20 protein-coding genes are annotated in these 21,161 nt (G+C 59.8%); 5 read left to right on the top strand and 15 right to left on the bottom strand.

From position 1 onward, the window contains the following. Positions 1 to 4: 4 nt before the first annotated feature. Positions 5 to 1,573 (bottom strand): HAMP domain-containing sensor histidine kinase, encoded by a 1,569-nt coding sequence (locus tag hmeg3_RS00225; RefSeq protein ID WP_094566058.1) that lies wholly within the window; start codon positions 1,571 to 1,573, stop codon positions 5 to 7. A 332-nt stretch (positions 1,574 to 1,905) separates the two neighbouring features. Between hmeg3_RS00225 and hmeg3_RS00220 the strand changes: the two genes are divergently transcribed. After that, positions 1,906 to 3,333, top strand: coding sequence for an MFS transporter (locus tag hmeg3_RS00220; RefSeq protein ID WP_094561936.1), 1,428 nt, complete (start codon positions 1,906 to 1,908; stop codon positions 3,331 to 3,333). 262 nt (positions 3,334 to 3,595) lie between these two features. Further along, positions 3,596 to 4,843: an HD-GYP domain-containing protein gene (locus hmeg3_RS00215; protein ID WP_094561935.1), complete on the top strand. Its 1,248-nt coding sequence runs from the start codon at positions 3,596 to 3,598 to the stop codon at positions 4,841 to 4,843. Positions 4,844 to 4,863: 20 nt separating this feature from the next. Here the strand turns inward: hmeg3_RS00215 and hmeg3_RS00210 are convergent, their stop codons facing one another. The 3 genes from hmeg3_RS00210 to hmeg3_RS24600 all read right to left on the bottom strand — a co-directional run bounded on the left by hmeg3_RS00210 (position 4,864) and on the right by hmeg3_RS24600 (position 7,218). Next, complete coding sequence (locus hmeg3_RS00210; protein ID WP_094561934.1) at positions 4,864 to 5,289, bottom strand: BLUF domain-containing protein; 426 nt, start codon at positions 5,287 to 5,289, stop codon at positions 4,864 to 4,866. 60 nt (positions 5,290 to 5,349) lie between these two features. After that, positions 5,350 to 6,054 (bottom strand): GTP cyclohydrolase I, encoded by a 705-nt coding sequence (gene folE, locus hmeg3_RS00205; RefSeq protein WP_094561933.1) that lies wholly within the window; start codon positions 6,052 to 6,054, stop codon positions 5,350 to 5,352. A 174-nt stretch (positions 6,055 to 6,228) separates the two neighbouring features. Beyond that, positions 6,229 to 7,218 carry a fimbrial protein gene (locus tag hmeg3_RS24600; RefSeq protein WP_157739182.1) on the bottom strand — a complete coding sequence of 330 codons (990 nt, stop codon included), beginning with the start codon at positions 7,216 to 7,218 and terminating at the stop codon, positions 6,229 to 6,231. Between the two features lie 385 nt (positions 7,219 to 7,603). Between hmeg3_RS24600 and hmeg3_RS00195 the strand changes: the two genes are divergently transcribed. Both hmeg3_RS00195 and hmeg3_RS00190 read left to right on the top strand, forming a co-directional pair. After that, entirely contained in the window at positions 7,604 to 8,584 is a 981-nt protein-coding gene (locus hmeg3_RS00195; protein WP_157739181.1) for an aliphatic sulfonate ABC transporter substrate-binding protein, read from the top strand. A gap of 18 nt (positions 8,585 to 8,602) precedes the next feature. Continuing rightward, positions 8,603 to 9,943 carry an LLM class flavin-dependent oxidoreductase gene (locus hmeg3_RS00190; protein ID WP_094561931.1) on the top strand — a complete coding sequence of 447 codons (1,341 nt, stop codon included), beginning with the start codon at positions 8,603 to 8,605 and terminating at the stop codon, positions 9,941 to 9,943. Between the two features lie 29 nt (positions 9,944 to 9,972). Here hmeg3_RS00190 and hmeg3_RS00185 read toward each other — a convergent pair whose 3' ends face one another. Further along, on the bottom strand, positions 9,973 to 11,688 hold the full coding sequence (locus hmeg3_RS00185; protein WP_094561930.1) for a methyl-accepting chemotaxis protein: 1,716 nt from the start codon (positions 11,686 to 11,688) through the stop codon (positions 9,973 to 9,975). A gap of 398 nt (positions 11,689 to 12,086) precedes the next feature. Next, complete coding sequence (locus hmeg3_RS00180; RefSeq protein WP_094561929.1) at positions 12,087 to 13,172, bottom strand: porin; 1,086 nt, start codon at positions 13,170 to 13,172, stop codon at positions 12,087 to 12,089. A gap of 65 nt (positions 13,173 to 13,237) precedes the next feature. On the opposite strand from hmeg3_RS00180, the gene hmeg3_RS25215 reads away from it, so the two are divergent. Next, entirely contained in the window at positions 13,238 to 13,351 is a 114-nt protein-coding gene (locus hmeg3_RS25215; RefSeq protein WP_369828850.1) for an MYXO-CTERM sorting domain-containing protein, read from the top strand. Between the two features lie 220 nt (positions 13,352 to 13,571). On the opposite strand, the gene hmeg3_RS00175 is transcribed toward hmeg3_RS25215, so the two are convergent. The 9 genes from hmeg3_RS00175 to hmeg3_RS00135 form a co-directional block, all read right to left on the bottom strand. Continuing rightward, the gene (locus hmeg3_RS00175; RefSeq protein ID WP_094561928.1) at positions 13,572 to 14,522 is read right to left on the bottom strand and encodes a PDR/VanB family oxidoreductase; all 951 of its coding nucleotides are present in this window, start codon (positions 14,520 to 14,522) and stop codon (positions 13,572 to 13,574) included. Between the two features lie 19 nt (positions 14,523 to 14,541). Continuing rightward, positions 14,542 to 14,976 carry a RidA family protein gene (locus hmeg3_RS00170; protein WP_094561927.1) on the bottom strand — a complete coding sequence of 145 codons (435 nt, stop codon included), beginning with the start codon at positions 14,974 to 14,976 and terminating at the stop codon, positions 14,542 to 14,544. Positions 14,977 to 14,980: 4 nt separating this feature from the next. Beyond that, entirely contained in the window at positions 14,981 to 16,027 is a 1,047-nt protein-coding gene (locus hmeg3_RS00165) for an aromatic ring-hydroxylating dioxygenase subunit alpha (protein WP_094561926.1), read from the bottom strand. 33 nt (positions 16,028 to 16,060) lie between these two features. Then, positions 16,061 to 16,294: a recombinase-like helix-turn-helix domain-containing protein gene (locus hmeg3_RS00160; RefSeq protein WP_094561925.1), complete on the bottom strand. Its 234-nt coding sequence runs from the start codon at positions 16,292 to 16,294 to the stop codon at positions 16,061 to 16,063. Then, positions 16,294 to 16,629 carry a hypothetical protein gene (locus hmeg3_RS00155; protein ID WP_094561924.1) on the bottom strand — a complete coding sequence of 112 codons (336 nt, stop codon included), beginning with the start codon at positions 16,627 to 16,629 and terminating at the stop codon, positions 16,294 to 16,296. Before hmeg3_RS00155 ends, hmeg3_RS00160 begins: the two co-directional genes overlap by 1 nt. A gap of 11 nt (positions 16,630 to 16,640) precedes the next feature. After that, complete coding sequence (locus hmeg3_RS00150) at positions 16,641 to 17,798, bottom strand: FAD-dependent monooxygenase (RefSeq protein WP_094561923.1); 1,158 nt, start codon at positions 17,796 to 17,798, stop codon at positions 16,641 to 16,643. 14 nt (positions 17,799 to 17,812) lie between these two features. Continuing rightward, positions 17,813 to 18,784 carry a VOC family protein gene (locus hmeg3_RS00145; RefSeq protein ID WP_094561922.1) on the bottom strand — a complete coding sequence of 324 codons (972 nt, stop codon included), beginning with the start codon at positions 18,782 to 18,784 and terminating at the stop codon, positions 17,813 to 17,815. Positions 18,785 to 18,848: 64 nt separating this feature from the next. Beyond that, positions 18,849 to 20,333, bottom strand: coding sequence for an aldehyde dehydrogenase (locus hmeg3_RS00140; RefSeq protein WP_094561921.1), 1,485 nt, complete (start codon positions 20,331 to 20,333; stop codon positions 18,849 to 18,851). A gap of 19 nt (positions 20,334 to 20,352) precedes the next feature. After that, positions 20,353 to 21,153, bottom strand: coding sequence for an aspartate dehydrogenase (locus hmeg3_RS00135; protein WP_094561920.1), 801 nt, complete (start codon positions 21,151 to 21,153; stop codon positions 20,353 to 20,355). Positions 21,154 to 21,161: the final 8 nt, after the last annotated feature.

Here is a 21,161-nt window from a genome sequence, read left to right as displayed (position 1 = left end):
GACTCTAGCTTTCATCCGGCAGTTCAATGCGGAAATGCGCCCCGCCGCCCTCACGCGACACCAGTTGAACATCGCCGTTATGTGCCAGTACATACTCACGCACGATCGACAAACCGATGCCGTTGCCATGACGTGCGCCTTGCGGTTGATTCAGGCCCTGATAGAAAGGATCGAAGATCCGGTGTGCGTCGGTTGCCGCCACGCCCGGGCCCTGATCGACGCAATCGATACGTACGCGCCCTTCGCTGCCCGAGAGCACAAACCGTATCGTCCCGCCCTGCGGACTGAAACGCACCGCGTTCGACAGCAGGTTGGCCAGCACAATCGCAAACTTGTCCGGATCCAGCACCGCCGTCCTGGCGGCGCCTTCAACGTCGACTTTAAGACCGCGCGCCACCCATTGCAGCCGCTGGTCGTCAATCACCTTATATAAGAGCGCCCGCAGATCGACCGGCAGACGGTTGATGCGCTGAGCGTCAAAGGCCACTTCGTTGTAGCGCAGCAGGTCCTCGATCTGGTTCTGCAATGACTGCGTGTTCTGACGCAGGATGCGCGAAATCTCACGTTGGCTGTCGGTCAGTTTGCCGGCCACTTCGTCGTCCAGCAGCGCCGCACCCTCACACAAGGCCGCCAACGGTGTCTTCAACTCGTGCGAAACATGGCGCAGGAAGCGCGACTTCTCCGCCTCCAGATCCGCCAGCCGTTGCCGCAGCCAGTCAAGCTGCTGACCGAGCCTGCGCAAGTCGGCCGGTCCCTTGACTACAATCGGCTGATCGAAACGATTGTCGCCGAGCCGCCCGATCGCCGCCTCCATGCGCGCCAGCGGACGCGACAGCCACATGCCGAACCAGAACGCCAGCAGCACCGCCAGCACGATAGCGCCGATGACCTGGAAAGTCAGCATCTTGCGTTGCTGCTCCAGATCATTGGACAAGGCATTATTGCGGCGCTCTACCTCGCGCTTGCTCTCCTGCGCCAGTTGCTCATTGAGCGCCGGAAGATGGGCAAACGCCTCGAACAAGGCACGCTGATCGAGCTTGCGCTGGTTTTGGGCCGCATTTTGCGCTGCATTCTGCGCTGCGTTTCGTGCCGAATTCCTGGGGGCGGGCGACGCCGGCTGGATTGGCCCCTGATCCGACTGCAGCACCGCCCAGGCCGCCTCGCCATAGGTGTTCCAGGAGGCAAACACATCGGCAGGCGCCTGCGGCAGCGCTTGCTGCAACTCGGCCAGCGACGACTTGGCCTGCTGCCATGCCTCCGCATAGCGATCACGGAAAGCAGAATCCTCAAGCACCAGAAATTGCCGCGCGCTGCGCTCCATGGCGACCGTGCGCTCCGCCAGACGCTGCGCCTGCTCGGTCAATCGCACGGCCTGCCCTGCCGTCTCGCGGCTGTGCGCCGACATCCGTTCAAGGGTGAACAAAGCGTGCACGGACGTGCCGCTCAGCAATGCGGCAATCAGCAGGAATGCCGCCAGCAACAGCTGACGAAACGACAACCCCGGCAAGACGCCGGTCGGTCGGGAAGCGGGAGAATGAGATACCGGTTGTTGCAAAACAGCCTGCTTTAACATGAAATCGTTCTCGCTAGGATAGGACGCCATTGTAAACAACGATGCCATCAAACCAGAAAGCTATCTTATATTCTTTAGAAAATACTTGAAATCAATATCTCCATTCAACTAGGACTGCGGATGGCTGCAGAGGTGCTGCGCGGCGCCTCGACTTAGCCCTCGCCTGCAACGTTGGCAGTTCCCGTATATCATGGCTGAGGCTTTCGTCCGGGCGCTTCGGCCTGAGGGATCGCAAATTTTCAGCGCTGTTTTGGGCTGTTTTTGCGCTTTTTTGGACTTTCATACCCGCTCGCACTACCTTCTTCCTCACCCGTTACCCGACTACCGCTCCAATGGAACCTTCGAAGTCCACGGCTACCGCCTCCGCCCCACATCATCACATCGTCATTGCCGGAGAAGGACTGCCGGACGACAAACGCACACTCGCCATCATCACGCTGCTGATTGCCGTCGGCCTGGCCACGCTGGACACGGCCATCGCCAACACGGCACTGCCGGTCATGGCCAAGGATCTCAACACCACCCCTGCCGCCTCGGTCTGGATCGTCACGGCGTATCAGCTGGCGATGATGGTGTCGCTATTGCCGCTGGCCGCGCTGGGTGAAATCGTCGGCTACCGCCGCATTTACATCGCAGGACTGGCACTGTTTACCGCGGCGTCGCTGCTGTGCGCCGTGGCGTGGTCGCTGCCTTCGCTGACGGTCGCACGTTTCCTGCAAGGGCTGGGCGGCGCCGGCATCATGAGCGTCAACACGGCGCTGATCCGCTACATCTACCCGACCCGTTCGCTCGGGCGCGGCGTCGGCATCAACACACTGATCGTCGCCATCGCTTTCACTGTCGGTCCCAGCGTCGCGTCGGGGATTCTGGCGATTGCGCCGTGGCCGTGGTTGTTCGCGGTCAATGTACCGCTTGGCGTCATCGGCTTGTTGATGGCGATCCCTGCGCTGCCGCACACGCCCAAATCGACCCATTACTTTGATATCAAGAGCGCCTTGCTCAACGCCGCCGCCTTCGGCTTGCTCATCCTTGCCATCGGCGAAGGCGCGCATCAGGCCGAGACCAGCGTGGTAGTGGCGGAATTCATCGCGGCGCTGGTGTGCGGTTACCTGCTGATGCGCCGCGAAGCTTCGCATCCGGCGCCGATGCTGCCGGTCGATCTGTTCCGCCGGCCAATGTTCGCGCTGTCGGCGGTCACTGCGGTGTGTTCGTTCGCTGCGCAAGGCCTGGCGTTCGTCTCACTGCCATTCTTCTTCCATCATGATCTCGGCCGCAGCCAGGTCGACATCGGCCTGCTGATGACCCCATGGCCGGTTGCCGTCGCCATCATGGCGCCGATCGCCGGTCGTTTGTCCGACCGTTATCCGGCCGGCATGCTGGGCGGCTTCGGCCTAGCGCTGTTGTGTATCGGTCTGGTGTTGATGACCTTGATGCCGGCCAACCCGAGCGTGTTCGATATCTCGTGGCGCATGCTGGTCTGCGGCATGGGCTTCGGCTTCTTTCAATCGCCCAATCTGAAAGCGCTGATGACCAGCGCGCCACCGGAACGCAGCGGCGGCGCCAGCGGCATCGTGGCCACCGCGCGTCTGTTCGGTCAGAGCATCGGCGCGGCACTGGTGGCCTTGTGCTTCAGCATGTCGGCACTGCATGGTTCGCGACTGGCGCTGGGTCTCGGTGCGGGCTTTGCCGGCGCTGCATGTCTGGCAAGCTTCCTGCGCTTGTTGACCACCAACCCGGCAGCGTCCTACGCCAAAAAATAGCCGACGCGAGTCGTGCCGTTTCGTCGCCGCGAACAAGTTGCAAATCAGATTGCAACTTGTTCGCGGTTCGCATTTTTGCATGCCGTTTTTTCTCCGCGCCATACAAAAACCGCAACAAAATACTGTCACAAACAGCAGCCACATTCCAAGCAGGTTCTGCTACGATAAGGCCATGCAATCGCTGTGCTGTGTCGTCTCAAACCCACGACTCATGCACCTTTCACAGCAGCAACCTTACTAACGCCTCCAACGGAGACCGGCAGTGTTGAAGCGTATTGCACCCGATCAACTTCGTCTTGGCATGTATGTCCAGGAGATCCCCGGCCCGTGGATGAATCATCCATTCTGGCGGGGTTCTTTCAAGCTGGAAAAATACGAAGATCTGAAGACGCTGCGTTCTGCCAAGATCGATGAAATCCTGATCGATACGACCAAGGGCCGCGACATCATTGTCGAAGATGCGTCCAACCCGGCTGTTGACACCTCCGCTGCGGCGACACCCGCACCAGAACCGGAAGCCGAAGCCGCCAAACCGCGGCAGGCAAAAATCTCGGTGCAGGTCGGCGCCGAACAAGAACGCGTCCAGGCCGCACGCGTCTTGACCAGCTCCAAAAAAGCCATCATGACCATGTTCAACGAAACCCGCATGGGCAAAGCGCTGGACGTCAGACAGGCAATGCCGGTGGTGCAGGAAATCACCGCCTCGGTAACGCGCAACCGCGGCGCACTGATCAGCCTCGCACGGCTGAAGACTTCCGACGATTACACCTACATGCATTCAGTCGCCGTGTGCGCGCTGATGATCGCGCTCGGCCACCAGCTCGGCCTGTCGCCGGAAGAAACCCGGCAAGCGGGTCTGGCCGGTTTGCTGCACGACATCGGCAAGATGGCCGTACCTGCAGACATCCTCAACAAACCGGGCAAGCTGACCGACGACGAATTCACTTCCATCAAAAAACATGCGCAAGCCGGCCACGCCATCCTGCGGGGTGTCGACGGCATCGGCGATGCTGCACTCGACGTCTCCCTGCACCATCACGAAAAAATCGATGGCAGCGGCTATCCCTTCAACCTCAAGGGCAACCAGATTTCATTGATGGCGAAGATGGGCGCGGTCTGCGACGTGTATGACGCGATTACCTCGAACCGGCCCTACAAGCCGGGCTGGGAACCCGGCCACTCGATCAAGCGCATGGCCAACAATCAGGGCCACTTCGAAGAAACTGTCCTCGAAGCCTTTATCAAGAGTGTAGGAATTTTTCCGACCGGATCCTGCGTGCTGATGCACTCGGGTAAGATAGGCATCGTCATCGACCAGCATCCCGGTTCGCTGCTGACGCCAAAAGTGAAAGTATTTTTCTCGGCGACGACGATGTCGATGCTGCCGATCGAGATCATCGACCTTGCCACCACCCGCTGCGGCGACAAGATCGCCTCGTATGCAGATCCGTCCAAGATGCCGAACCTGCCGAACCTGGAAACCATCTGGGCTTCCAGCGGACTCAATTAAGCGTCCTTATTTATCCGTGGTTAATCGCGCACGGCAAACGCACCCGCCGCCGCCAACTCTTCCAGCAATGCCACCGTCGCACAGCCCGAGACATCATAGGGGTTGAGCACGCCGGTACTCGAATACTTCAGCAGCAGCGAACGATTGACCTTGTCCAGGCGCACCTTGCCCATGGTCCAGGAGGAGTACTGACGCACGCCGATTTCTTCATAGCACAGCAACACCACATCCTTATGGCGCTTGTCCTGCAACAGGCGCGCATACAGCTGATTGATCTGATCACGTCCGCCTTCCAGCGCCTGCACGAAAACGTCATCGCTGTGGCACAGCACCCCGGTGACGCCATTGGCGGGATTGTGACGGCGCGCCGTCGCCAGGACGGTATCGACCAGCTCCTGGGTAATGGGTTCACAGGCGCGGCTTGCGTAGATCAGACGAACCAGCATGATGCTTCCTTTCGGCTTGCAGATTAAGGGCGAATTGATGGCGGAAAAATTTGCTTCCGCTTATTTCCTGATCAGCGCCAGAAACTCGCGGCGCAGGTTGGCATCGCGCAGGAAAGAACCGCGCATGACGCTGTTGATCATCTTCGACTCGGTATCCTTGACGCCGCGCCAGTGCATGCAAAAGTGATCCGCTTCCATCACGATGGCCAGACCATCCGGCTGCAGCTTTTCCATCAACAGATCGGCGACCTGCGACACGGCTTCTTCCTGGATCTGGGGACGGCTCATGATCCACTCGATCAGGCGAGCATACTTGGACAAGCCGATCAGGTTGGAGTGCTCGTTCGGCATGACGCCGACCCAAACCTTGCCCATGATCGGGCACAGGTGATGCGAGCAAGCACTGCGCACCGTGATCGGACCGACGATCATCAATTCATTCAGACGTTCGATATTCGGGAATTCCGTCACCGGCGGCGGCGCCTGATAGCGGCCGCGGAAGACTTCCTGCAAATACATCTTGGCCACGCGCTTGGCTGTATCCTGGGTGTTGTGATCGCTCTCGACGTCGATCACCAGGCTCTCGAGCACGCCGGCCAGCTTGGCCTGCACCTCAGCCTGCAGCGCTTCCAGCTCGCCGTCCTGAATGAATTCAGCAATATTGTCGTTGGCGTGAAAACGTACGCCGGCAGCTTTGATGCGCGCACGGATGCGAGCCGAAACCAGCTCGTCATGCACGTTTTTTCGTTGTTGGTCTGTTGCCATTGTGGAATTGTGCGCGACGGCGCAGTGCGAATGATATTGCCGACATTATGCCTTGAAACACTGCGTGCCATCAGCCAAACAAGATCCCAGGGGAGCCGCGCCTTGCCTGACCTTCAACGCAACGCGTGCCTGTGCATCCATCGTACGGCCCCATGTTGCGTTCACCGCTGGCAATCACTTGTAAGTTATTGTCGCGATCATCCGGCTTTGAATATAGCCCGCCTGGACCTTGTCGGCAATCCGGATTGGGGCCGCATAAAAATTTAAACTGGTGATCGCAACGCCGCTAAAGAAATCATATTTCGTTCCGAATTTGATTGCCGTGCGTTGATCATCGTCGATCAACACCACGCCTATGCCTTGCGCTGCACCGCTGGCGCTGGACAAGGTGGCGACGCCATCCATGCCGCTGACCGTGCCCGTCGCGGAAGAAAACGATATTTTCCCGTCTGAAAACTGAGCCGAGCAGGCAAAGTTGACATAGACGGGCACGTTTTTTCCTCTGGCACCGACGCGAGCAAAGGCGCTGACGGGAGTGGAACCCAGGTTGACGGTCGAACTGCTGATGGAACAAGTCCGGCCACCTCCTCCACCTCCTCCACCTCCTCCACCTCCTCCACCTCCTCCACCTCCTCCACCGCCACCACCTCCTCCACCGCCACCACCTCCTCCTCCACCGCCACCTGACTTGGTGAATATCGCCGCCCCCCCGAGTTGGAAGTATTGCAACTTCAGTCTATTGGTGCCCACGTACCAAGTAGCAATATTTCCATACATGTTGCTCTCAGCGCGGGTGCCTGAAAAGTAGGCTTCGGAGGTTTTGATGAACAGCAGCTGGCTATAAGTACCATTTCCTCCATTGGAGGGAGTGGGGCCGTCCTGATTACTCGGATAACCTTGGAGGCCAAAAGGAAAATAACTTACCGCTATCGCATATCCAATACCGGCCACATCGGTTGGATACACGTTATAGGATCCGACCCGGGACGTGGTCTGATGTCCAAAGTTGTCAATCAATCCCGCCGATCCGGCACCGCCGGGACAATTTGCCGATGCCGCGTTACTTCCGAAGATCCGATCTGAACTCCACAGAACCGTTCCCGGCGCTTCCGAGCCGGTCAACACCACCGGACTTCCCGGCCCCTGAAAAGAATAGGTGGCCATACTTGTGCCATCCGCGTAAGAACATGTTCCCGCCAGGACGCTACCCGACATGGCGCCCAACAGCAGAAATCTGCACAGGCCCCTCATTATTTTTGCGTGTGATTTCATGGATTTCATCGTTAGCCTTCTTCCTCTCTGCGTCAGCTGCCTTATCCGGGCGACGGATACCGGCGTGCATCCTTACCAAGCGTCAGATTGTGCCGCTTCGACCTTACCCAAGATATGAGAAAAGTCTTAAACAAGCCGGTTCATCCAGCCTGCAGCAATGATGGCTGCTCATCCACCACAGAAGATCACCGCATATCGACATGCGGAAAGAGTCGTTAATTTCGCGCCGTGCCGATGCTATCGTCAGCGACCGTCCTTCACTCACTGCTGGAACTCCATGTCCGCCCCCATTTTCAAGCTCGTCCTCGGTGCGCTGTTTGCGTTCACGCTCAACCTGCCCGCCGACCTCGCTCACGCAGCTGCACCTGCCTTATCCGCCTCTTCCTACCCCAAGGAATTCCGCATCGGCTATCAGAAAGGCAACAGCCTGGTCATCCTCAAAGCCAGCGGAGAACTGGAGAAAGCCCTTGCGCCCAACGGCGTCACGGTCAAATGGTTCGAGTTTCCCTTCGGCCCGCCGATGGTGGAAGCGCTCAACGCCGGTGACATCGATCTCGGCTTCGTCGGATCGACACCGCCCGTCTTCGCGCAGGCCGGCGGTGCACCCGAGATCCGTTATATCGGTTACGCCGCTGCCTATAAAGACAACTACGCGGTCGTGGTGCCGAAAGAATCGACCGCGCGCCGCATGAAAGACCTGCAAGGCAAAAAGATCGCCGTCGCCAAAGGATCAGCCGGACAATACCTGTTGCTCAAAGCGCTGGAACAGGACGGCATGAAACCGGATGACATCGTCTTCGCCTATCTGCAATACAGCGAAGCGCGCTCGGCCTTTGAACGCGGCGACGTCGCCGCCTGGGTGGTGCCCGATCCGCGTCTGGCCGACGTCGAACAGAACATCGGCGCCCGCCCCCTGGTGACCGCGTCAAAACTGACGCCGCAATACAGCTTCTACGTCGCACCCGCCAAGTTCGCCGCAACCTATCCGGCTATCCTGCGCATCACGCTCGACAAACTCAACGATACCGAGCAATACGCCAAAGAGCACGCCGACGAGACCGCGCGCTTCCTCGAAAAGGACACGCGCGTACCGCTGAAAATCTGGCAACTTGCCCTGACACGCCAGGCCTGGGGCGTCGCCTACCCGCTGCCGCCCAACATCGTCGACGCGCAGCAGGAAGTCGCCAACACCTTCTTCCGCTACAAGCTGATTCCCAAGGCCGTGCAGATCAAGGATGCCTCGGTCTCCGTCAAATAATTCGCTGGATACATCTTCATGTCTACCTCACCATCCAAGCAGATGCACCTCGGCGCCTTCCTCATGTCGGTCGGCCACCATGCGGCCGGCTGGCGCTTTCCCGGCGTCGATCCGGCCAATACCATGAACTTCGCCTATTACAAGAAGCTGGCCCAGACGGCAGAGGCGGGCAAGTTCGATCTGATTTTCTTTGCCGACCGGCTGGCGATTTCCGACCGCTTCGATAATCGCTTCGACACGACCGTGCGCTACCTCGCACAAGCACGCCCTGAACCGATTTCGCTGCTCGGCGCCCTCGGTGCGATTACGGAAAAAATCGGTCTGGCCGCCACCGCCTCCACGACCTACAACGAACCGTTTTTCCTTGCGCGCGCTTTCGCCACGCTGGATCACCTCACCGGCGGGCGCATCGCGTGGAATATCGTCACCTCGACCAACGACGGCGAAGCGCTCAACTTCAGCAAGCAGGAACATCTGGAACACGAAACCCGCTACGGGCGCGCGCACGAATTCCTCGATGTCGTGACCAAGTTGTGGGATAGCTGGGAAGACGATGCGCTGGTGCTCGACAAGGAGAATGGCATCTACGCCGATCCCTCCAAGGTGCACTACCTGCATCACAAGGGCGATTGGTTCGGCGTACGTGGTCCGCTCAACGTGACACGTCCGCCGCAAGGACATCCGGTATTGATTCAGGCGGGTTCGTCGGATACGGGACGAGACTTTGCCGCGCAGACGGCAGAGGTGATTTTTTCATCGCAGCCGCAGATCGCGGCAGCGCGTGAATTCCGCAACGACATCCATGCCCGCGTCCTCAAATACGGCCGCACGCCAGACAGCATCAAGATCCTGCCTGGCGTCATGCCGATCATCGGCGCCACGCAGGCCGAAGCCGAAGAAAAACTGCGCCATCTGGAAGATCTGGTGCACCCGCTGGGCGGACTGGCGTTGCTGTCCGACAGCATGAACCACGACCTGTCAGTGTATTCGCTGGACGAACCGCTGCCTGAGCTGAAAGAGATTCGCGGCAATCAAAGCCGCTACAAGCTGGTGCAGGAAATGTCGAAGCGCGACAACCTGAGCTTGCGCCAGCTCGGCAAACGCTTCGGCGGCAGCCGCTCGCATCGTGTAGTAGCCGGCACCGCCGAGCAGATCGCCGACAACTTCGCCGAATGGTTCGGCAGCGGCGCCTGTGACGGCTTCAACCTGATGCCGGCCTACCTGCCCGAATCACTGACCGATTTCGTCGAACAGGTCGTGCCGATTTTGCAGGAACGCGGCCTGTTCCGCCGGGAGTATGAAGGCGATACGCTGCGCCAGCATCTGGGGCTGGCGCGTCCGCAGAATCGTTTTACTTAAGCGTTTTACCTGAGCGCTTTGCTTAAGCCTTAGAACGTTTCCCAGTCACCGTCGCCGGCCGGTACGCCGGAAGTGTTCGCCAATGCAGGCGTCCTCACAGGTGCAGATGCGGGCGCTCGCGCCAGCTTGCGCACCTCCGTCGGCGCGATGCGTGGAGCAGAAGCAACCGCCGACGTCAGCGGTTTCGCCAAGCGCGGCGCATCGTGAGAATTCAAACGGAACACCCCCACCACCTGCGCCAGATTGGCCGACTGATCCTGCAAGGATTGTGCAGCGGCAGCCGCTTGCTCGACCAGTGCAGCGTTTTGCTGGGTCACCTCATCCATGTGCGTGATAGCTTGATTGACCTGCTCGATGCCTGAGCTTTGCTCCTGGCTGGCGAAGCTGATTTCGCCGACGATGTCGCTCACGCGTTTGACGCTGGCGACGACCTCGTCCATGGTGCTGCCGGCCTGTTCGACCAGCTTGCTGCCCAGGTCGACCTTTTCCACGGAGTCGTCAATCAGCGCCTTGATCTCTTTCGCCGCGCCAGCCGAACGCTGCGCCAGACTGCGTACTTCGCTGGCGACGACGGCGAAACCGCGACCCTGCTCACCTGCACGGGCCGCTTCCACTGCGGCATTGAGCGCGAGAATATTGGTCTGAAAAGCGATGCCGTCAATCACGCTGATGATGTCGACGATCTTGCGCGACGATTCGCTGATGGAGCCCATGGTTGTCACCACTTGCGCCACCACCGAGCCGCTGTGCGTAGCAACGTCGGAGGCGGTCGCCGCCAGTTGATTGGCCTGGCGCGCGTTCTCGGCATTCTGCCTGACGGTGGAAGTCAGCTGTTCCATCGTCGCGGCCGTCTCCTCCAGCGAACCGGCCTGCTGTTCGGTGCGGCTGGACAGATCGAGATTACCCGTGGCGATTTCACTCGATGCGGTGGCGATGGTGTCGGCACCGGTGCGTACTTCCGACACGATGTTGGTAAGGCTGCCGTTCATCTCTTTCAACGCTATCAGCAACTGGCCGATCTCGTCCTGCGAAGTCACTTCGACGTGGCTGCTGAGATCGCCTGCGGCGACACTCTGCGCCACCTGCACCGCGTGATTGACGGGACGCGTGATCGAACGCGTGATCCAGTACGCAAAACCGCAGGCCAGCAATACGGCGACGGCGGCCATGCTCAGCATGATGACGGTCTTGCTGTGATAGAGATCGCTGGCCTCGACGCTGCTCTTGGCCATCACGATGGAACCGCCCTTGATGAAGCCTTTGACGCGGTTGATATAATTTTGCTGATCCGTGCGCAAGGATGTCAGCAGCAACTGCGACGCATCCATGGTGGCGCCGGTGGAGGCCAGCTTGAGGAATTCCTTCTGGCCTTTTTCATACGTCTCGCGCAGTGCGGATATCTCGCCGAAAGACTTGCGTCCCATGTCGCTCGACAACATTTGCTGGAGCGTGGCAAGGTTGGCGTGGATGCCTTTTTCACCGTCTTCGATACGCTGGATTTCCTTGAGCAAGGTATCGTGGTCGTCGATCAGCAAAATGTTGCGCATGGCAATGGCGTTGTCGCTGATCTGCAGCACGATGTCGTTGGCGACCACCACTTGCGGATAGCGGTTCTTCACGATCAGCTGGGTGCCGTCGTGCAGAGCGCCGAGGCTCTGGATGCCGAGGCCGGTGATGCCGATCAGCAGCAATACGACGAGTCCAAACGCCAGGCCCAGACGCGTGCCGAGTTTCAATTTAGTCATCTTTTTCTTTCCCCTGGAACTCATTTCATCAATAGGCGTGAGTGCGAGCGTGTCCTGTTTGGGATGGAGTGCAAGGCGCGAATCAGGGTCAAGACTGGACGTCTTGACCCTGATTCGTAACGCAGCAATCCGCCCAAACAGGCCGCTCCCTACGGGTTCTTCCCGGATAGGGTACTGGCTGCGTTGCGCTCCTTGCGCGTAGCACCGCTACGCGACGTGTCGCACGCCTTGCCAGGACCCTATCCGGGAAGAACGCATCTCACGCCTATTGATGAAATGAGTTCTAAACAAACCGGCGCCGGGATGTCGGTCGGCGCCGGGTTGCATTGCTACATGAACTACTGAACTGACTACAACGTGAATCTGCTTACGACCTCGCAGTGAGATCGCGAGTAGATTTAGAACGAGTGATGCATGCCCAGAGTTGTCACCATCTGCCCGGAACCACCGGACACGCCGGTTGCGCCGCCTGCACCAGTACCGTTCATGACGGCAAACTTCGCATCGCCGCCTGCACGTTGGTACGCCACTTGCGCGTACAGCTCAGTGCGCTTGGACAAGGCATGCACGTTGCTCAGGCTGACTGTGTTCCAGCGTGCGCCTTCCAGCTTGGACAAGCTGTAACCGACGTTGAGCGTGTCAGCAGTTGCATAACGCCATGCTGCACCCAGATCGAAGTTCTTCTGTTTCGGTGTCCGGCCGGTAGGCAACGCGATCTTGACTTGCGTGTAGTCGGTGTTCAGACGCACGTTGCCGATGGTGTAGCCGATACCGCCGGCAGTTGTCGTCAGGCTGTTGAAGACGGTAGCGGCGGTACCCAGGCCGACGCTCGACAGGAATGCACCTGCATAGCCGGCGGCGCGATTGTTCAGCTTGGAATAAGCGAACGCTGCGCGCAACGGGCCATTGGTGTAACTTGCGCCGGTGCTGATGTTGCGGCCGTTGCCGCTGTCGCCTGCCACTTCGCCGAAACCGTACATCGCACTTGCCTGAAAGCCCGACCAGGTCGGCGTGGTGTAGCGCACTGCATTGTCGGACTGATAGGTGTTGGCCAGGCTGTCCAGGTTACCCGGGTGGAACAGGTACCAGTTGGTCAGTTGATAGCCGTTGGACAGCTTGCCGACATAGTCAAACACGATGTCGGGCATATGGCCCATCACCACCGCGCCGAAGTCGCCGGACAGGCCGACGGTGCTGTAGCGATTGAACAGTTTGCCGGCAGTCGGCTGGCTACCGGTGTCGGTGTAGAAGCCGGTTTCCAATTGGAAGTTGGCCTTCAGGTTACCGCCCAGATCTTCACTACCGCGGAAACCGATACGGTCCGGCTGCATGGTGCCCTGGTCCAGACGAGTAACGGAACCGCCGCCGAGGTTGTTGATGTATGCCACGCCTGCGTCCAGACTGCCGTAGATCGTCACGTTGCTCTGGGCGAATGCGCTTGCCGCGAAGCCGGTGGCGGCGACGGCAAAGAGTACCTTCTTCATGAAAAACTCCCCTTCAATTAAGCACGGCTGACGCCGCGTTCACTGCTCTCATCTGCCCCGCGCCGATGAAAGGTGAATCCTGTAGAGCCACTAACAACACACCGCTGGCGGCGTTGCTTCTCCTTGCCGTACTCGCGTACTGTCTGCGTCGGCGCGCCTTGCCAGCGGTGCGTTGTTAGCGGCTCTTCGCGGAGCGTCGAATCAGGCCTTTGTTTCACCCATGAATCAACGTTCCACAAAAATGTTCGGGCTCAAAAAAATGCCCGACGCTTGTGGGCATTTTTGAGAACACTACTCAGAGGTTTCGAGAAAGTATCGATAGCAAGGCGCGTCAACGCAGACAGTGCAAATGCACGGCAAGTTGGCGCAACGCGGCTAGCGATGCTTTATCGGAAGCTCCTACAAATCCAGTACCAGGCGGCGTCCTTTGCATCCGGACACGCACACCATCATCATCTTGTTCGAGGCTTTTTCTGCCTTGCTCAGCACACCATCGCGATGTTCCGGTTCGCCTTCAAGCACCTTGGTTTCACAGGCACCGCAGACGCCTTCGCGGCAGCTGTGGTCGACGTCAAGACCAGCATCCAGCAGCGCATCCAGCAAGGATTTACCGGCCGGTACCGTGACCGACTTCTTGCTGCGCGCCAGTTCAGCGACGTATTCATCGCCTTGTACGGCTTCGACGTTTTCGGCTGCCGCGAAACGCTCAATGTGCACGTTGGGCAGATTGAGTTCGGCGCAAATCGCTTCGAAGGCGTTGAGCATCGGCGTCGGGCCGCAGCAGTAGAAATGCGCGTCCTTCGGCTTGCTCGCGAGGAAAGCGCGCAGGTCCGGCGGCGCACCTTTCTCGGCGTCGAAGTGGCTGTTCACGTCCGGCTGTTGCAGCAGCTCGTTGGCAAACGCGGCCTCCGCACGCGAGCGCGCGCAGTACAGCAGCTCGGCCGACTTGCCCTTGCCGCGCAGGTAATTGAGCATGCAGGAGATCGGCGTGATGCCGATGCCGCCGGCGATCAGCACCGAATGTGCGGCGCTCTCGTCAACCGGGAAATTATTGCGCGGCGCTGAAATCGTCAGCGTCGCTCCGACACGCAGTTGCTCGTGTACATAACGCGAACCGCCGCGGCTGTTGCGATCGTTGAGCACGCCGACCACATAGCGATGACGCTCGGCCGGGGCGTTCAGCAGCGAATAGCTGCGCACGATGCCGTTGGCCAGATGCAGGTCGATGTGCGAACCGGCTTCGAAGGCGGGCAACTCTGCGCCTTCAGGCGACACCAGCTCGACGCTGACGATGCCCTGCGCTTCGAAGCGCATGGCCTGGACACGGACGGAAAGAAGAGAGCTGCTCATACTGAACCTATTGAATTTGTTAATTCACTGCTTGCTGCAAATCGATGTCGAGCCGCGCGAATGCATCGATCTCGACCGTCAATTCGGGAAACACCAGACCGCTGACTTCCACCAGCGTCGAACACGGATAAGGTGCCTTGAAGAAATCGCGGCGCGCGCGACCCACTTCGTCCTTGTCCGCAATATCCTTCACGTAAATCACCAGCTTGTAGATGCTGCCCAATGTGCCGCCGGCCGCTTCCACCAGATCGCGCACCTTGCCCAGCACCACCAGCGTCTGCTCATAAGTCGATAGAACGCTGTTGCGCGAAGCCGGATGCGCGGTCATGCCCGACATGGAAATCTCATTGCCGATCACAAGGCAATTGGACCAGGTTGCGGTGGCCAGCTCGGCCACCTTGCCGGTCTTGACGTGACGCACTGTCGTCATCGGCGTAGTCATCTGCGTAGTCATCTACCTACGCTGCCTTTGCCGATTTGCTTTCCTGCGCGGCTTCTTCCTTCGCCAGTTGCTCCTTGGCGAGGTTGCGCATATGACGGCGCAGACGGACGATGCCCATGTCGTGCTGATACAGCATTTCGCGCTGGTTGGCGTCCGGTTCCATTACTTCGAGCACGGCACGGTCTTGCTCCAGCACGTTCCAGTGACGCGCTTCCAGACGGTTGCGATAGAGGAAGCGCCAGGTGTCTTTTTGCCAGCCGGTCAGCTTGCGGCAACGCCAGTGGAAGACGGCAGCGATGTTGTCGACGATAGGCGTGTAGCTGCCGACAATGTAAAAGCTGCCGCCAGGGCCGCCGGTCTTCGGATACGGGATCGCAAGACGCATCCAGTGCAGACCGGTGTCGGCCCATTCGGTCCAGTCGAAGTTGACGTCGCGCTGGCCTTCTTTTTCGAAGATGAAGCCGATGTCGGTCTCACGGATGCCGAACGAGGCGGTGTTGTCGCCTTCGGCCATCGAGTGCGATTGCTTGTGCAGGAAGGTGCCGTGCATCGGATCCATGACGTTGTCCAGCACATAGCGGTAGTCGCCCTTCCATTCGGTGTAGCAGAGGAAGTTGGAATACTCAGGGCTGGTCAGTTCTTCCGGCAATTGCAGCGGCGGCGGTTCGGCGATGTCGCTGCTGGCGTTGAACAAGAAGATCGCGCCGCAGGCTTCGGTGACGTGATACGAACGGGTGGCTTTGGCGCCTTCCAGTTTGCAGCCAGGGCTGCCAGGCACGCTCATGACGACGCCGTCAAAACGCACTTGCACGCCGTGGTAGCCGCAGGCGATGCGGTCGCCCATGGCGATACCCATGGACAGCGGCGCGCCGCGGTGCGGACAGTGATCTTCCAGCGCGTGCAAGGTGCCGTTGGCTTCACGCCAGAGTACAAACTTCTTGCCCAGACGGCGCAGCGACACAGGGCGCTCGGCGACGAATTCAGATGGGCAAATCGGGTACCACAAATCTTTCAATCCAACGGCGAGGACCGCATCGACTGGATCATTGGCTGTCGTTCTCATTGCTATTTCTCCTGAGGTAGGCTGGCTGCCGGCTTAAGCTGCCAGGCGAGCAATCTCTTCTTGATAATTGGCTTCCGTCCAGACGCCGTTGTTGTACGGACAGCCGGGGCCGGTGCGATTCAGATGCGCCACCAGCGCGGCCAGCTCGGTGATGCCCGAGCCATACGCGCGCTCGATGGAATCACCCAGCAGATCTTCATACTGGGTCGGCGCACGACGACGCGCCTGATGCGGATTGAGATAAACCTCTGTGACTGTTGCAACCATTATTGGCCTCCATTCTTGACGCGCTCGCGAATACGCTCACGCACAGGTACAAAATCGTAAGTCGGGTAGCATTCCGTGCGGAACACGCCCCAGGCGGAGCGTTCCAGCTCCACGTTCACCAGCGGCAGCAAGGCCGGCGGTAGTTCCAGCGTGACGATCTGGCCCAGGCCCATGGCCACGGTCCACGACACCACGCGCGTGCCTTCGACGGGAAAGCGATCCCACCAGCCCACCTTCTTCATGTGCGCCTGGATGTCTTCCAGATTTTTCGACTGATCGTGCTTGAGCAGCACGGTCAGCAGCATCAGGTCAGACTTGTTGTCGGTGTCGCTCATCACTCAGCCCCTCAGACCGTTTCGGCGTCAGTTTCCACTTCAAGCGGAACCGACCAGGCGTCGTAGCCGTACACCCAATCCGCATTGCCGCCTTCACGCAGCCAGTTGTTGCCGCGCGAACCGATCTGGATCTTGCTGGTGCGTTCCAGACGCAGTTCCTGATAGGTTTGCAGCGCCTCATCGATACCGCCGACGGTCGTCACTTTTTCCAGGCAGCGCGCCAGCACCACGGCATCTTCAATCGCCATGCCGGCGCCTTGCGCCATGAACGGCATCATCGGATGGCTGGCGTCGCCCAGCAGTGTCATGTGACCCTTGGACCAGTGCGGCAGCGGATCACGTTCGTACAGCGCGGTCTTCAACACTTCATCGCAGGCGTCCAGCAGCGCGGTGGCGTCTGGATGGAAACCGGCGTAGCTGTCGCGCAGTTCCTGCACGCTGCCCGGTGTGGTCCACGATTCGAGGTGCCAGGTTTCTTGCGCAGTGGTCGCGAAGATGAAAATGTCTTTGCCGCAGTTAAGCGGGAAAGTGACGATCTGGCTTTCCGCATTCGGGCCCCACCATTTGGTGAAAGCTTGCAGGTTCGGCACCTGCGCCACGCTGTCGGCCGGGATCACGGCGCGGAACGCAACCACGCCGGTGAAACGCGGGCTTTCCTTGCCGAACATGGCGCTGCGCACGGCGGAGTGAATGCCGTCGCCGCCGATCAGCACGTCGACCTTGTCGGTAGTGCCGTCGGTGAAGCTCAGTGTGATGCCTTGTGCATCTTCCACAATCGCTTCGGCACGCTTGGCGAACTGCACACGCTCGGACGGGAACACTTCCGCCAGCGCCGTCAGCAAATCGGCGCGATGGATGGTCAGTTGCGGTGCGCCGTATTTCTTCTCGGCGGTGTCGCCCATTTCCAGACGCGAGGTTTCTTCACCGCTGTCCCAGGTACGGCTGATGCGATGGGTCGGGCGCGCAGCGGTACGGCGTACAGCGTCCGCGATGCCAAGACCGTCAAGTGCACGCACAGCATTTGGTGTGAGATTGATGTCAGCGCCGACGCGCAGAAATTGCTTGGACTGTTCGTACACGACCACATCATGGCCGGCGCGATGCAGCGCGATAGCGGCAGTCAGACCACCAATGCCCGCGCCGAGAATACCGATTTTGAAAGAAGACATTTAACTTGCTCCGATTACTTGTGTGTCGGCTGACGGTCGGTCAGGAATTTTCCTGTCGGCCCTTGTGCATTCTTTTGACGGCGGGTATTGCCGTCGATACCGCCGTCGATCGCCCATTCGGCGAACACCGTCGGACCCGGTTCGAAATCGCGCGGCTCCCAGTCGGCGTCGAGCTGGTCTTCATCGGCGTAATACTCGATCAGGCCGCCGGCGGGGTTTTTGAAGTACCAGAAATACGCCGACGAAATCGGATGACGACCCGGGCCCAATTGCGTGTCCCAGCCCTTGCGCGACATGTGCATGCCGCCGCCGAAGACTTCGTGAATATCGCGCACGGTGAAGGCGACGTGGTTCAGGCCCGAACGTGCTTCCGGCGGTTGCAACAGGAAGATGTCGTGGTGGCCGCCGACGTCGGCGCAGCGCAGGAAAGCGCCGCGTTCCGGATAGCGGTCGGACGGCACGAAGCCGAAGTTCTCGCAGTAGAATTTTTCGCAGGCCTTGACGTCCTTGACGAAGAACACCACGTGACCGACTTCGATCGGCGAGGCGTGGTCGTAGACCGGGCTGCGCTGGTTGATGCGGTTCTTTTCGTTCCAGGTGTTCATGGTGGCGCACTCGACTTGCACGTCGCGCTTTTGCGAAACCTGAAAGCGTATGGCCAGACCATTTGGGTCGGTACAGCCAACGCGCTTGCCATCATTGATGTAGCCCGGCTGATCCTTGATGCGTTCCGCAAATTTCGGCAGCACATCTGTCGACGATACGCCCCACACCACTTCACGCAAGGTCGGACCGGCTTCGATGGCCGGCGGCAAAGTCGGATCGGCGCTATTGCGTACGATCACGCGGCAGCCGTTTTGCGATTCGAACACCAACGCCTCGGCGCTCCCTTGCGCCAACGTCATGCCCCAGTCGAGGAAGAACTGACGGCAGGCGGGCATGTCGTCCGCGCCGTAGGTGATTTCGTCGATTCCTAATACATCCATTTCTTGCTCCTTGTTGCCGCCCGACGCATGCTTCACGGTCGCGGCGGCGATTAACGCATTTAATTTAGCCGGCCCACGGCAGCGGGTTCTCGTTCAATCCCCAATACATGCTCTTCTGCTCCATGTACTGCAGGATGCCGAGACGGCCCTTTTCGCGACCCAGACCGCTGTCGCGCCAGCCCCCGAACGGCGTCGAAATCGAAAACTGCTTGTAGGTGTTGATCCACACGTTGCCGGCCTGCACCGCACGGCCGAAACGCCATGCCTTCTTGTAGTCACGCGTCCAGATGCCGGCTGCCAATGCGTACACGCTGTCGTTGGCTTGAGCGATCAAATCTTCTTCATTGTCGAACGGCATCGCCACCAGCACCGGTCCGAAAATTTCTTCCTGACAGATGCGCTGATCGTTGGTGACGCCTTCGATGATGGTCGGCGAGTAGTAGTAACCGCGCGCAAACTGATCGCCTGCAAGACGCGTACCACCGGTGCGGATACGACCGCCATCAGCGACACCGATGGAGACGTAGGATTCGATGCCTTCGCGATGGCGCGCAGTGATCAGCGGGCCCATTTGCGTGCGTTCGTCAGCCGGATCGCCGACGCGCAACGCAGCTGCGCCTGCGGCCAGACGTTCCATGAAGCTGTCGTAAATGCTGCGCGCCACAAACAGGCGCGAACCGGCGATACAGGATTCTCCCGAGCTGCTGAAAATACCGTACAGCACACCGGCCACGGCGTGGTCGATGTCGGCGTCTTCAAACACCATGGTCGGCGACTTGCCGCCCAGTTCCAGCGAGACCGGCATCATCTTGTCGGCCGCGATGTGGGCAATGTGCTTGCCGGTGGTGGTGCCGCCGGTGAAGGACACGCGCTTGACCAGCGGATGCAGCGTGATGGCGTCGCCGATCACGGAGCCCTTGCCGGGCAGCACGCTGATGAGGCCTTTCGGCACACCGGCTTCTTCGCAGATCTTGGCCAGTTCCAGCGCCATCAGCGGCGTGACTTCGGCAGGCTTGACCACCACGGCGTTACCGGCGGCCAGTGCGGGCGCCATCTTTTGCGCTTCGCTGGCAATCGGCGAATTCCATGGCGTGATCGCAGCGACCACACCCATGGCTTCGTAGACGCTCATGGTCAGGTTGTCGCCGCGCATCGGCGTGATGGTTTCTTCCAATGTTTCGCAAGCGGCAGCAAAGAATTGGAAGGTCGCGGCAGCGCTGCCAACCAGATTGCGTGTCTCGGTGATCGGCTTGCCGTTGTCGAGACGCTGGCGCTGCGCCAACGCTTCGCCGCGTTCGCGGATCAGTTGCGCAACGCGATACAGGACGATGGCGCGTTCATGCGGTTTCTTCTGGGCCCAGCCGCTGGTGCGGAAGGCTTTGTCGGCGCCGACGATGGCTTCTTCGACATCGGCCACGCTGGCGGCGTTCAGATAAGCGACGGCTTCGCCGGTAGCCGGGTACAGCGTGGCGTAACGGTCGCCGCCGCCCAGACGCCATTCACCTGCGACGCAGATGGGCAATGTCTCGTTGAGATTCAGTTCGGTCATGATTTGTTATTCACATCACTTAAATGGACAGCGCATGTGCACGATTACCGAGCGCACGCACCACACTGAATACGGTCAGCGCCGAGGTCTTCGGATTGGCTGCCAATGGCTTTCCGCGCATGGTCAGCTCGAAGCCGCCGAACTCACCCTTGGCTTCGACGTGATGCACGTTTTCCGTTACACCCGGGTCGGCGTACAGACGCACTTGCGTGTGATCGAGGCCGAGACCGGCCAGCGACAGCGTCGCAGCGACGTTGGCATTCTTCGGATACAGGCGCGCCGCTTCGCGTGCAGTGCCTTCAAAGATCACCGTCGCAACAGTCAGGTTGGCAAGATCAAAAGGACCGTCGGCCGGTGTGTCTTTCCACGCGTTGGGCGGCTTGCGGCCGGTGTAGACCACCGAGTCCAGACCGCCGACGCGTGCTGCCGACAAGGCATCGATCGCACCGATGGCGCCCGACAGCAGCTGCACCTGGGTCTTGCCTTCGCGTGCTGCGGCTTCCAGCTTTTCGACCAGGCCGGGTTCCGAGAGCGCGCCGATGGACACCACCATGCAAGGGATGCCGCGCAGCAGCGCCGGGATGATGTGCTCTTCGATCGCCTGATGGCCGGCGCATTCGATCAGCAGATCGGGACGGTCATCGCCGAGACGGGTCTCGACGCGTGCCTTGGGGGCCAGCGACGACACCACGGTACGGGCGTTCGCCATGTTCGCTTCCGGAACGATGACGACATCGAAGGCGACTTCCGGATCGCTTTTCAGCAGCTCCATCACGCCGACGCCGATGGCGCCGCAACCGATCATCGAAACATGCAACATGGGTTTCT

Origin of the sequence: Herbaspirillum sp. meg3 (assembly GCF_002257565.1) — a bacterium.
Lineage (GTDB): Bacteria > Pseudomonadota > Gammaproteobacteria > Burkholderiales > Burkholderiaceae_D > Herbaspirillum.
The sequence above is the reverse complement of the archived record's forward strand: the minus strand, read 5'-3'. Positions and strand labels throughout refer to the sequence as shown.